This window comes from Nocardiopsis sp. TSRI0078 (genome assembly GCF_001905145.1).
GTDB lineage: Bacteria > Actinomycetota > Actinomycetes > Streptosporangiales > Streptosporangiaceae > Nocardiopsis.
Window position 1 is genome coordinate 63,019 of sequence record NZ_LWLB01000032.1, and the last position, 12,184, is coordinate 75,202.

At 71.7% G+C, this 12,184-nt stretch carries 10 protein-coding genes; 7 read left to right on the top strand and 3 right to left on the bottom strand.

From position 1 onward, the window contains the following. The first annotated feature begins 78 nt into the window (after positions 1 to 78). Complete coding sequence (locus A6A08_RS17360; RefSeq protein WP_073703665.1) at positions 79 to 1,614, top strand: hypothetical protein; 1,536 nt, start codon at positions 79 to 81, stop codon at positions 1,612 to 1,614. Positions 1,615 to 1,869: 255 nt separating this feature from the next. Here the strand turns inward: A6A08_RS17360 and A6A08_RS17365 are convergent, their stop codons facing one another. Beyond that, on the bottom strand, positions 1,870 to 2,661 hold the full coding sequence (locus A6A08_RS17365) for a glutamate racemase (RefSeq protein WP_242422706.1): 792 nt from the start codon (positions 2,659 to 2,661) through the stop codon (positions 1,870 to 1,872). A gap of 251 nt (positions 2,662 to 2,912) precedes the next feature. Between A6A08_RS17365 and A6A08_RS17370 the strand changes: the two genes are divergently transcribed. The 5 genes from A6A08_RS17370 (at position 2,913) to A6A08_RS17390 (ending at position 9,008) form a co-directional block, all read left to right on the top strand. Beyond that, complete coding sequence (locus A6A08_RS17370; protein WP_073703667.1) at positions 2,913 to 4,364, top strand: FAD-binding oxidoreductase; 1,452 nt, start codon at positions 2,913 to 2,915, stop codon at positions 4,362 to 4,364. Between the two features lie 64 nt (positions 4,365 to 4,428). Beyond that, the gene (locus A6A08_RS17375; protein WP_073703668.1) at positions 4,429 to 5,715 is read left to right on the top strand and encodes a cyclopropane-fatty-acyl-phospholipid synthase family protein; all 1,287 of its coding nucleotides are present in this window, start codon (positions 4,429 to 4,431) and stop codon (positions 5,713 to 5,715) included. A gap of 255 nt (positions 5,716 to 5,970) precedes the next feature. Then, positions 5,971 to 6,456 (top strand): hypothetical protein, encoded by a 486-nt coding sequence (locus tag A6A08_RS17380; RefSeq protein WP_073703669.1) that lies wholly within the window; start codon positions 5,971 to 5,973, stop codon positions 6,454 to 6,456. Between the two features lie 244 nt (positions 6,457 to 6,700). Further along, entirely contained in the window at positions 6,701 to 7,990 is a 1,290-nt protein-coding gene (locus A6A08_RS17385; RefSeq protein WP_073703670.1) for a sugar ABC transporter substrate-binding protein, read from the top strand. A 118-nt stretch (positions 7,991 to 8,108) separates the two neighbouring features. After that, positions 8,109 to 9,008: a carbohydrate ABC transporter permease gene (locus A6A08_RS17390; protein ID WP_073703983.1), complete on the top strand. Its 900-nt coding sequence runs from the start codon at positions 8,109 to 8,111 to the stop codon at positions 9,006 to 9,008. A gap of 26 nt (positions 9,009 to 9,034) precedes the next feature. On the opposite strand, the gene A6A08_RS17395 is transcribed toward A6A08_RS17390, so the two are convergent. After that, positions 9,035 to 9,334, bottom strand: coding sequence for a hypothetical protein (locus tag A6A08_RS17395; protein ID WP_073703671.1), 300 nt, complete (start codon positions 9,332 to 9,334; stop codon positions 9,035 to 9,037). Between the two features lie 171 nt (positions 9,335 to 9,505). Between A6A08_RS17395 and A6A08_RS17400 the strand changes: the two genes are divergently transcribed. Next, on the top strand, positions 9,506 to 10,405 hold the full coding sequence (locus A6A08_RS17400) for a carbohydrate ABC transporter permease (RefSeq protein WP_073703672.1): 900 nt from the start codon (positions 9,506 to 9,508) through the stop codon (positions 10,403 to 10,405). Positions 10,406 to 10,478: 73 nt separating this feature from the next. Here A6A08_RS17400 and A6A08_RS17405 read toward each other — a convergent pair whose 3' ends face one another. Further along, the gene (locus A6A08_RS17405) at positions 10,479 to 12,038 is read right to left on the bottom strand and encodes a long-chain fatty acid--CoA ligase (protein ID WP_073703673.1); all 1,560 of its coding nucleotides are present in this window, start codon (positions 12,036 to 12,038) and stop codon (positions 10,479 to 10,481) included. Between the last annotated feature and the right edge of the window lie 146 nt (positions 12,039 to 12,184).

Here is a 12,184-nt window from a genome sequence, read left to right on the forward strand (position 1 = left end):
TTTTCCTCGTTTCGCGTACAGCTCTGTCACCACGCTGCTACGTTCTGTTTTCACGCGGCACTTACAGGGGGAGTGATCATGCCGATGTGGACATGGGCGGGGGAGACCGCGCGCCAACTCAGGGCGGCGGGGCAGGCCGAACTGGCCGAGGCGGTGGCGGGCCTGCCGGTGCTCTGCGAGGCCGGGGACGCGGTACGCGTGGAGGCCGTGGCCCGCTCGGCCCTGCGCACCGCGCGCCGACTGGTCGCCGAGACGGGGGGAACAGGCCCCGGGGTGCCGGGGCTCTTCGGGCCGCCGACCCTGTTCTTCCTCGCGCACTGGCCGCCGGCCGTGCGGGTGGGGGCCCTGGCCGAGGGCGGGCGGGCGCTCGCCCAGGTCAGCGCGGCCGCCGAGGATGAACCCGATCCGCACACCCACGGCCCCTTGCCGGTCTCCCTCCTGGAGACCCTGGTGCGCTGCCACGCCAACGTCGACGCCCGGGGCACCACCGGTCTGCGGCGCGAGCTGCTGTCCACCCGACGCCTGGCCGGCTGGGAGCGCACCCCCGCCTGGCCCGCGTTCACCCTCGCCCGGGTGAACCTCCTCATCGACGAGGACCTGGCCGACCGCGCCGAGGCCGAGCTGCGGCGCTACGAGCACACCGCCACCGGTCCGGCCCTGCTCGGGGCCGACGGGGTGTTCACCCTCGTCAGGGCTCTGCGCTACCAGGACAAGCACGCCGAGGCCCTGGAGGCGCTGGACCGGCTGGAGGCGGAACTGGCCCTGGACGAGGCCAACCCCCGACGGGCCGCCCTGCACCGCCGTATCCGCTTCGAGCGGGCACGGCTGCTGTCCTGGCTGGCCCGGCTCGGCCAGTGCCGGCCCCAGGAGGCCATCGCTCCGCTGCCCACCGTGGAGGAGGCCGAGATGTGTCCGAACCTGCGGCCCGCGTGGGTGGAGGCGGTGGAGAACCTGGTGTGCCAGGGCGCCGTCCGCAACGACTGGCGGCTGGGCGTGCGCGTGACCACCTGGTCGCGCTACTTCGAGCGGGTGGGCGCCCCCCGGCGCGGCGCGGAGCTCGCCCTGTCCGCAGCGCGCCTGGCCGCGGGCCGCGGAGCGCGCTGGGTGGCGGGCTGTTCCGCGCTGCGGGCGGAGCGGCTCGTCGGGGAGTTGGGGCGCACCGAGGAGATCACGGGGGACCTGGCGGAGGTGCGCGCCATGATCGAGGGGATGCCGCCGGTGCAGCCGCTCGCCCCGGCCGAGAACGTGCTGGACTTCCTCAGGGCGCAGTCCGCGGAGGAGGTCGACCCCGAACAGCAGGCCGAGCAGGTCAACGCCGCCCTGGAGCGCATGCCGCACGACACCCCGCTGCTGACCGCGCTCGGCCAGGTCGGCCGGACGCTGATGCTGTCGGACGCGGCGACCGAACCCCAGTGGCGGCACGTGCGCGAGCGGCCGGGCGACCAGCGCGCGGCGCTGTCGCTGCTGGAGACCCTCCTCCACGACAACGACACCATCGGGGTGCGCAACCTGGTGAGCACTCTCGCCGCCGGCGCGCTGGGCGGCGAGGCCGCCCGGGCCGAGTACGTGCACATGGAGACCGCGCGGCCGGGCGCGCTCGCCCCGAACCCCTGAGGTCGGTGCCCCGCGGCGGGCACCGGCCCGACCGCCACCCTCCTCGACCGGCGGCCTCCCTCCGCGGTTCCCACCCGGCCCGCCGTCCCTGACCCCGTCGGTGCCCGGCGACACGTCCGGCGCGCCCGGCGTCCGTACTGCTCCGGCCTCCGCCCCGCCCCGGCGGAGGCCGCTTCTCCATGACCGGGGCCGCGCGCCGCGCCGACCGGCGCCTACCGGGCCCGGCGGCCGGCGAACCGCGGCCCGGCCGTACGGCTACGCGGTGGCGGCGCGCACCCCGTCCGTCAGCGAGCGCCCGGCCGGGTAGGCCAGCGCGGCGGAGGGCAGCGGGGTGGGCCTGCCGCTGGCGAGCACCCGCACCCGGCCGTTCCGCCCTCCGGCGGGGACCCCGGCCCCGCCGGTCCGGCGCAGGGTCTGCGCGGCGACCGCGTCGGCGGCGGTGAACAGCGCGGCCCGTCCGCCGAGGGCGGCCGAGATCCGCTCGCCCACCAGGTCGTAGTGGGTGCACCCCAGCACCACACCGCGCACGTCGGCGGGGGTCAGCCCGGCGGCGTAGGCGACGGCGTCGTCGATCAGCCGGGGATCGGCCGACTCCACCGCCTCGGCCAGTCCGGCGCAGGCCACCGGGGTCACCTCCACGTCGCGTGCGAAGGTCTCGACGAGCCGGCGCTGGTAGTCGCTGCGCGTGGTCGCGACGGTGGACCACACCGCGATCGGCCCTCCGGCGGCGGCCGCGGGCTTGATCGCGGGAACCGTCCCGACCACCGGGACCCCCGGCTCGAACTCGGCGCGCAACTCGGCGAGCCCGTGCACCGAGGCGGTGTTGCACGGTACGACCACGGCGTCCAGCCCCCGTGCGCCGGCGGCGTCGCGGGCGGCACGGGCCCCTGCCAGCAAGCGTGCGATCACCTCGTCGGGTGTGCGCGGACCCCACGGCATGTGGTCCGGGTCCATGGACAGGAACAGGTCCGCGTCCGGCCGCGCCGCGCGCAGGGCCGACGCGGTCGAGAGCATGCCGATACCGGAGTCAACGAGAGCGATTCGCACGAATCCCGATCCTACGGCCCGCCTGCCACCACCCCGGCGAACCGGCGCGCGACGAGGACACGCGCGACCCGTCGGGGACGCGGTCCGGACACGGCCCCAGGTAGGAGGATCTGTGAGGAAGACACGTAGCAAATGGGGTGGCACAAGAGCGTTACCGATAGGTAGAACTGAGTGGATCGGTCCGACCGCGCGGCTTCGCGCGGCCGGATCCGACCCACGCTGTGCGTCACCGAGGAACGGAAGAACCGGCAATGGCTCCTCAACACCAGGGAACGAGCAGCGGCACCTCCACCGGAGGGCGGACGGGCTTCGCCGAGCACATAGCGGCGGTCCAGAAGCTGCGCCGTGACTACCGCGCGCTGCCACAGGGCGCGCCGGTACGCCTGGCCAAGCCCACCTCCAACCTCTTCCGGTTCCGCGAACCCACCAGCGCCCCCGCCTTGGACGTGTCCGGGTTCACCGGCGTCATCGCCATCGACCCGGTCGAGCGCCTCGCCGACGTGGGCGGTATGACCACCTACGAGGACCTCGTCGCGGCCACCCTCCCGCACGGGCTCATGCCGACCGTCGTCCCGCAGCTGCGCACCATCACCCTCGGCGGCGCCGTCACCGGCATGGGCATCGAGTCCTCCTCCTTCCGCAACGGCCTGCCGCACGAGGCCGTCCAGGAGATGGAGATCCTCACCGGCGACGGAGACATCGTCACCGCCACCCGGGACAACGAGCACAGCGACCTCTTCTACGGCTTCCCCAACTCCTACGGGACCCTGGGATACAGCCTGCGCCTGCGCATCGACCTCGAACCGGTCTCCCCCTACGTGCACCTGCGCCACCTGCGCTTCCACGACGCGGCCGAGACCATGGACGCCCTCGCCCGCATCTGCGCCGACCGCGAGCACGACGGCCAGCCGGTCGACTTCGTGGACGGGGTGGCCTTCGCCCGCGACGAGCTGTACCTGACCCTGGCCCGATTCACCGACCAGGCCCCCTGGACCAGCGACTACACCGGCAGGGACATCTACTACCGGTCCATCCAGCGCTACGCGGGCACGGGCCCCGGCGACTACCTCACCGTCAACGACTACCTGTGGCGCTGGGACACCGACTGGTTCTGGTGCTCCCGGGCCTTCGGCACCCAGCACCCGCTGGTGCGCCCCCTGTGGCCGCGCTCCCTCAAGCGCTCCGACGTCTACCGCAGGCTCGTCGCCTGGGACCGGCGCACCGACTTCTTCCGGCTCCTCACCCACTACCGGGGCAGGCGGCCCCAGGAGCCGCTCATCCAGGACATCGAGGTGGACGTCGAGCGCGGCGCGGAGTTCCTGGACTTCTACCACGCCGAGATCGGCATGACCCCCGTCTGGATGTGCCCCCTGCGGCTGCGCGAGCCCCGGCGGCCCGGACTGGGCGACGACGAGTACGTGTGGCCGCTCTACCCGCTGGACGGGGACCGCCTCTACGTGAACTTCGGCTTCTGGGGCCTGGTCGACATGAAGCCGGGCCAGCGCCGTGCCCACCACAACCGCCTGGTCGAGGAGAGGGTCGCGGAGCTGGGCGGCCACAAGTCCCTGTACTCGGACTCCTTCTACACCGAGGAGGAGTTCTGGCGCCTCTACAACGGCCGGGCCTACACCGGCCTCAAGGAGGCCTACGACCCCGACGGGCGGTTGCTCGACCTGTACGCCAAGTGCGTACGCAACCGCTGAGGCACCACATCACCGGGACGCGACCCGAGGGGATGGGCCGCATCCGAGACAGGAAGGACAGAGCATGCGGCTTGCGGAGATCTTCGAGCGCGTCGTGGGACCCGACGCGCCCATCCGATTCACCGCCTACGACGGCAGCAGGGCCGGGGATCCCAACAGCGACGTGGCGCTGCACGTGCGCACACCGGTCGCCGTCAACTACCTGGTCCAGTCCCCGAACACCGTCGGCCTGGCCCGCGCCTACGTCTCCGGCCACCTGGAGCTGGAGGGGGACATGTACACCGCCCTCAGACGCATCGCGGACTTCGTGCTCACCGACGGGGTCAACGTCTCCGTGCGCGACGCCGCCGCGATCCTGCGGTCCGTGGGCTGGGTCAAGCTCGTCAACCGCGTCGCCCCGCCGCCGCAGGAGGTGTCCAGGGGCCGCCTCACCGGCCTGGGTTGGCGCCACTCCAAGCAGCGCGACGCCGAGGTCATCCACCACCACTACGACGTCTCCAACGCCTTCTACGAGATGGTCCTGGGCCCGTCCATGACCTACACCTGCGCCGTCTTCGACGATGAGGACGGTTCCCCCGACCGGGTGCGGCGCTTCGACGGCGCCCTGGAGAGCGCCCAGTTCCGCAAGTACGAGCTGGTCTCGCGCAAGCTCGGACTGGAGCCGGGCATGCGCCTGCTCGACGTGGGCTGCGGCTGGGGAGGCATGGTCATGCACGCCGCCCGGGAGCACGGGGTCCGCGCGCTCGGCGTCACCCTGTCCAAGGAGCAGGCCGAGTGGGCGGCCAAGAGGATCGCCCAGGAGGGGCTGTCGGAGCTGGCCGAGGTCCGCCACATGGACTACCGGGACGTGCCCGACGGCAGCTACGACCGGATCAGCTCCATCGGCCTGACCGAGCACGTGGGAGCCAGGAACCTGGCCTCCTACTTCGCCTCGCTCAACGACAAGCTCGTGCCCGGGGGGCGGCTGCTCAACCACTGCATCACCCGGCCGCGCAACGACCTGCCGCCCATGAACCCGAAGGGCGTCATCAACCGGTACGTGTTCCCCGACGGCGAGCTGGAGGGCCCCGGCAGGATCCAGACCGAGATGAACGACGCCGGGTTCGAGATCCGCCACCAGGAGAACCTGCGTGAGCACTACGCCCTCACCCTCCGGCACTGGGGCGCCAACCTGGACCGCCACTGGGACGAGGCCGTCGCCGAGGTCGGCGAGGGCACCGCGCGCGTCTGGCGCCTCTACATGGCCGGGTGCGTGCTCGGCTTCGAGCGCGACGTGGTGCAGCTGCACCAGATCCTCGGCGTGAAGCTGGACGGCACCGAGGCCCACGTGCCGCTGCGCCCCTGGTTCTGAGCGCACTCCGGGCGGACCCTCCGCGGTCCGCCCGGGCCGCCGGACACACCCGGCCGGGCGGTGCCCCGCCGGGCCCGCCCCCGCGCGGGCGGCGCCGTCCCGGCGGGGCGGCGCCCGCCTGTTCGCCGACGGGGGAGCGCGGCCTGTCCACGGACCCCGCGGGACGGTTTGGCGGCATCATGGACCCGGGGCGCGGCGGGCAGCACGCCTTCGCCGCGACGCCCCGGCCGCACACCCACCGGAAGGGACCACACCGTGTCCGAGTCCTTCGACGGCAGCACCGACGGGCACACACCCGCCTCCGACGTGCCCGACCACGTCAAGCGCACCGCCATCGACCTGATCGCCGCCTACGCCGACCGCGACCGGGAGGAGCTCGACGGGGTCGTCCCGCGCGCCTCCGACGACGCGGACGCCGTCATGTCCGAGCTGAAGGTCATCGCCGCCTTCCTCAGCCGCCGCGTACAGCAGACCGGCGTGGTGTGGAAGCCCGCCGACTCGCGCGAGGCCGTGGCCCGCATGGTCGCCGAGATGCTCCCGCCCGAGCTGGAGTTCGCCGTCTCCACCGCATGGGAGGCCCACTCGGTGGGTGAGGAGGAGGCCGCCGAGCGCTTCACCCAGGGCGATCCCATGGTCTACGTGCACATGCTCGCCGCCTTCGGCGCCGCCATCGGCCTGGCGGTGTACAAGCGTGCCGAGCTCCTCTCCATCCTGCGCCAGGTCACCGGACTGTCCGACTGAGTCCTCCCCGGGCTGAGCCCCGGGGACTCCCCCAGCCTCGCGGCTGTGCGCGCAGCGCCTCACAGCGTCCGCCGGCCCCTGCCTCGCCGGCCGGGGCCCGGCGGTGGCCGCGACACTCCGGGCGGCTCCCCTTCGCCTAACGGGTCAGACACGAAAAAGAGTGGTTTACTTCACTCCAGGCGGTTCCTTACGTAGGTTTCCTACCAACCCCGAGGGGACCCTCGAAAGGAACGGGAGGCGAGCCATGGCCCGCAGACGAACACACGAGTACGTTCCGCTCCCCGCCGCGGCCGCGGCCGCGGCACTGGTCCTGACCGCGACGGCGTGCGGTACCGGAGGGGGCGACACCTCCGACACCGACAGCCTCCTCGTCTGGATCATGCAGGGCACCAACCCCGACGAGACGGGCTTCTTCGAGGCCGCCAACACGGCGTTCACCGACGAGACCGGCGTCGAGGTCGAGGTCGAGTTCGTGCCCTGGCAGGACGCCCAGAACAAGATCTCCACCGCCATCGCGGGCGGCACCACGCCCGACGTCGCCGAGCTCGGCAACACCTTCACCCCCGGCTTCGCCGACGCCGGGGCCCTGCACGACCTGTCCGGCTACGGCGTCGACACCTCCCAGTACATCCCCGGCCTGATGGAGATGGGCCAGATCGGCGAGGGCGTCTACGGCGTCCCCTGGTACGCCTCCATCCGCTCCGTCGTCTACCGCAGCGACCTGTTCGAGGAACACGGTCTGGAGGTCCCCGAGGACTGGGACGGGCTGCGCGAGACCGCCCTGGCCCTGTCCGAGGCGGAGGAGGACATGATCGCCTTCCCCGTCCCCGGCGACGCCCAGTACTCGGTCATGCCCTGGATCTGGGGCGGCGGGGGCGAGATCGCCGTCGAGGGCCCCGACGGGACCTGGACCTCGCAGGTCGACAGCGAGGGGTCCCGTGCCGGGATCGGGTTCTTCACCGACCTCGCCCTGGAGGACGGCACCTCCACCACCGGCGCCGTCAACTGGAACGAGATCGCCGTCATGGAGGCCGTCGCCGAGGAGGAGGCCGCCATGGCCATCCTCGGCAGCGCCAACCCCAAGGCCATCCTGGAGGCCAACCCCGACCTGGAGGGCAGGCTCGGCTCCTTCACCCTGCCCGGGCGGGAGGGCGGGTACATGCCCTCCTTCGCGGGCGGCTCGCTGCTGTCGGTCTTCGAGGGCACGGGCGACGAGGAGGCGGCCTGGCAGTACGTCCAGCACCTGACCGGCGACGAGTTCGCCATGCGCTGGGCCGAGGAGACCGGGTTCTTCCCGGGCGTGGCCAGCGGGGTCGACGAGTTCTCCGCCTCCGCCGACCCCGTCCTGGAGCCCTTCGCCGTCCAACTCCAGGAGGCCAGCCGGGGCGTGCCCGTCACCCCCGCCTGGACCCAGGTGGAGGCCGAGAAGGTCCTGGTCGGCATGCAGCAGTCCATCCTCAACGGCGAGGCCACGGTGGACGAGGCCACCGAGGAGGCGGCCAACGAGATCGAACGCATCCTCAACGGGGGGTAGACACGTGCGAACACCGGTCGGGCTGGGCTCCAGCAGCGGACCGGAGCAGGACATCCGCCGCCCGTCCGAGCCGCCCGCGGGGCGGTCCGGGCCGCGGCGGCGGGCACCGCTCCTGGGCATGCGCGGACGCAGGGCGCTCCTGCCGTGGGTGCTGCTCGCCCCCGCGCTGACGGTCATCGGACTGCTGCTGCTGTTCCCGCTCGGCCGGATCGTGTGGCTGTCCTTCCGCGAGTACCGGCTGCGCAACCTGGTCTCGGGCGAGTCCGAGTTCATCGGGTTCGCCAACTACACCGCCCTGCTGACCGATCCCTACCTGTGGCGGATCGCCATGGTCAACACGGTGGTCTTCGCCGCGGTCGCGGTGCTCACCACCATCGTCGTGGGCACGCTGGTGGCCCTGCTGCTGGCCACGCTGCGACCGGTGCCACGGGTGATCGTGGTCTCCTGCATCATGGTCGCCTGGGCCATGCCCGCGGTCAGCGGCACCTACGTGTGGATCTGGATCTTCGACGTCGACAACGGGGTCGTCGCCCAGGCGCTGGGCTCCCTGGGCCTGGTCGACCCCTCCGGGCACAACTGGTTCGCCGACCGGTTGTTCTTCTACGCCATCGTCACCCTCAACATCGTGCACGGCGGCTTCCCGTTCGTGGCCGTCACCATCCTGGCCGGGTTGCTCACCGTCCCCAGGGAGCTGCACGAGGCGGCGCGCATAGACGGCGCGGGAGCCTGGAAGCGCTTCTGGCACGTCACGTTCCCGGTGCTGCGCCCGGTGTTCGCCGTGGTCACCGTGCTCTCCACCATCTGGGACTTCAAGGTGTTCGCGCAGATCTACCTCATGCCCGGCGGCGACGTGGGAGGGTCGCGCATGCTCAACCTGGGCGTGTGGTCCTACGTGCGCTCCTTCGGCCACAACGACTACGGCCTCGGCTCGGCCATCGCCGTCCTGCTCACCCTGCTCCTGCTGGTCATCACGGTGTTCTACCTGCGTGCGCTGTTCCGGGAGGACGAGATCGGATGAGCGCGGCGACGCGGGGAGGGACCCGCTCAGGAGACGGGGCGGTGGACCCCGGCGACCAGCCTGTCGCGCACCTGGCGCCAGTCCACCGAGGCCAGGGAGTGGTGGTTGAGGTCCTCGCGCACCGCGGCCATGGTGCGCAGGTCGTACTCGTCCAGCGGGCGCCCGTCGTCGTTGTCCCGGTTGACCAGGTTGTCGACGTAGGCGTACAGCAGCCGCCCGCCGGCGTCCTCCAGGGCGTGCCGGACCGCGCGTTCCCGGAAGCGCGCGTCATACGGGATCCAGCTGATGACGACCTCGGTGGGGGAGGGACCGGCGGAATCGTACACGGCGCTACGCCACCGCCTCCGGCGACCCTGTCGTCACGGCCCTACCTCCTCCTGCGCCACCGGGGCGAGGACGTCCACCCCCGGACAGAGGAGGAGTCTAACCGCCCCGCCCGTGCCCGGAGAAACCGGAACCGGATTCGATCTTCCGGGCGCCGCTGAGGAGGAGTACCCGTGGTCACGCGTACAGACACACCCGCCACCGACCCCGCCTGGGAGGCGCGGGTCCGCGGAGCCCGGCGCAGGGGGGACGCCCGGCGTACGGGCCGGCTCCTGGCCAAGGGGGTCGGGGTGGCCGTCCTGCTGGTGTTCACCCTCTTCCCCGTCTACTTCATGCTCATCAGCGCGTTCTCGGACCGGGCCACCTCGGGCGCCGGGGCGCTGCTGCCCACCGGCGTGTCCCTCGACAACTTCGTCTACGTGCTCACCGAGGCCGACTTCGGCACCTACATGCGCAACTCGCTCACGGTCGCCTGCATCACCGTGGCGGGCGCCTGCGTGCTGTCGCTGCTGGCCGCCGTGGCGGTGGCCCGCTTCCGCTTCCGGCTGCGCACCGCCGTGCTGGTGATGGTCCTCGTCGTGCAGATGGTGCCGCTGGAGGCACTGGTCATCCCGCTCTTCCTCCAGGTGCGCGACCTGAGGCTGCTCAACACCCTGCTGGGCCTGGGCGTGGTCTACGTGGCGCTGTCCCTGCCGCTGGCGGTGTGGATGATGCGCGGGTTCGTCGCCGCCGTGCCGGTGGAGGTGGAGGAGGCCGCCTACATCGACGGCGCGTCGTGGGGGCAGATGTTCTGGAGGGTGCTCTTCCCGCTGGTCGCGCCCGGGCTGGTCGCCACGGCCATCTTCTCGTTCATCGTGGCGTGGAACGAGTTCGTGCTGGCGCTGACCTTCATGACCCAGAGCGAGAAGTACACGGTGGCGGTCGGACTGCGCCAGTTCTTCGGCCAGTACGCCAACGACTGGGGACACGTGATGGCCGCCTCCACGCTCATCACCATCCCGGTCATGGTCTTCTTCGTCCTCGTGCAGCGCTTCCTGGTCTCCGGGCTCGTCCAGGGGGCCGTCAAGGGATAGGCCCCGCGGCGGGGGACCGGGGCCGGTCCCGGAGGGAGGGGACCGACCCCGCCGCGCCCCGCGGGGGCGCGTGTCAGGCGCGCAGTTCGCGCTTGAGGATCTTGCCGGTGGAGGTCATCGGCAGTTCGGTGCGCAGCTCCACCTCGCGCGGGTACTTGTAGCCGGCCAGGCGCTCCTTGGACCACGCGACGATCTCCTCGGCGGTGGTCTCGGCGCCCTCCTTGAGGATCACGAACGCCTTGATCTCCTCGCCGTGGGTGTCGTGGGGGACGCCCACGACCGCGGCCAGGCTGATCGCCTCGTGGGTCATCAGGACCTCCTCGACCTCGCGGGGGTACACGTTGTAGCCGCCGCGGATGATCATGTCCTTGGAGCGGTCGACGATGAAGTAGAAGCCCTCCTCGTCGCGGCGGGCGATGTCGCCGGTGCGGAACCAGCCGTCCCGGATCACCTCGGCGTTGGCCTCGGGGCGGTTGTGGTACCCCTTCATCACGCAGTGCCCGCGCACCGCGATCTCGCCCTCCTCCTCCTGGTCGTTCCAGTCGTTGTCGATGAGCTTCATCTCCACACCCCACGCCGGCAGGCCGATCGAGCCGGTCTTGGCCTTGACCTGGGGATTGTTGAACGACACGACCGGGGAGGTCTCGGACAGGCCGTAGCCCTCCTTGATGCCCACGCCGAAGGTCTTGGTGAAGTCCTCGGCGAGCTGGCCGGGCAGGGCCGAGCCACCCGAGACCGCGTCCACCACGTCGCTCGCGATCTTCTCCAGGTCGTAGGTCCCCGGCTCGGCGGCCTGCACGGCCCCCAGCAGCCCCCAGTACATGGTCGGCACGCCCGCGAAGGCGGTGACGCCCTCCTTCTCCATGATCCTGAGGGCCTCGGCGCCGTCGAAGCGCGGCATGAGGACCATCGTCCCGTGGCGGTACAGGGCCGCGTTGAGCATGACCGTCTGGCCGAAGATGTGGAACAGCGGCAGGACCACCAGGGCGACGTCGCGGCCGTCGGGGTGGCGCTCGACCATGCCGGCGGAGACGACCGCGTTCATCAGCAGGTTGTTGTGGCTCAGCTCCGCGCCTTTGGGCTTGCCGGTGGTGCCGCTGGTGTAGATGATGACCGCGGTGTCGTCGGCGTTGGCCTGCACCGTCTCGAACTCGCCGGGCTGGCCCTCCAGGGCCTTCCAGAAGGTCTCGGCCCCCTCGATGGTGGACTCGGTGGCACCCGGGGCGGCGGGCAGGTCCACGTAGAACTCGCAGCTGTCCACCTGGTTGAACGCCTCGAAGGCGCGCTCGCCCAGCGGCAGCTCCGGGGAGCCGGTGAAGGCGAAGATCGCCTTGGCGCCGGAGTCCTCCAGGTGGTAGGCGATCTCACGCGGGGTCAGCAGGACGTTCAGCGGTACGACCACCGCGCCCGCCTTGAGCGCGCCGAAGTACACGAAGGGGAAGTAGGGCAGGTTCGGGCTGGCCAGCGCGATCCGGTCCCCGGGCCTGACCCCGCGCGAGACCAGGAGGTTCGCCACCTGGTCGGCGATCATGTTCGTGACCGCGTAGTTGAGGCGCAGGTCGCCGAAGACCAGGCACTCCTTCTCCGGTACCGATCGGGCGCCGTCCTCCAGAAGCACGGACAGGTTGAGCATGGGGGCCTCCCGCAAGGCAGATGGATCCGAGACGGAACAGGGAAGCGGAGCCCGGTGTGACCCGGGTCGCGTGTTCTGCGCCACTTTTACGGCAGAGTAACAAACCGGCTGGTCGGTGTGGAGGGTCCAGGGGTGTTAATCCCGTC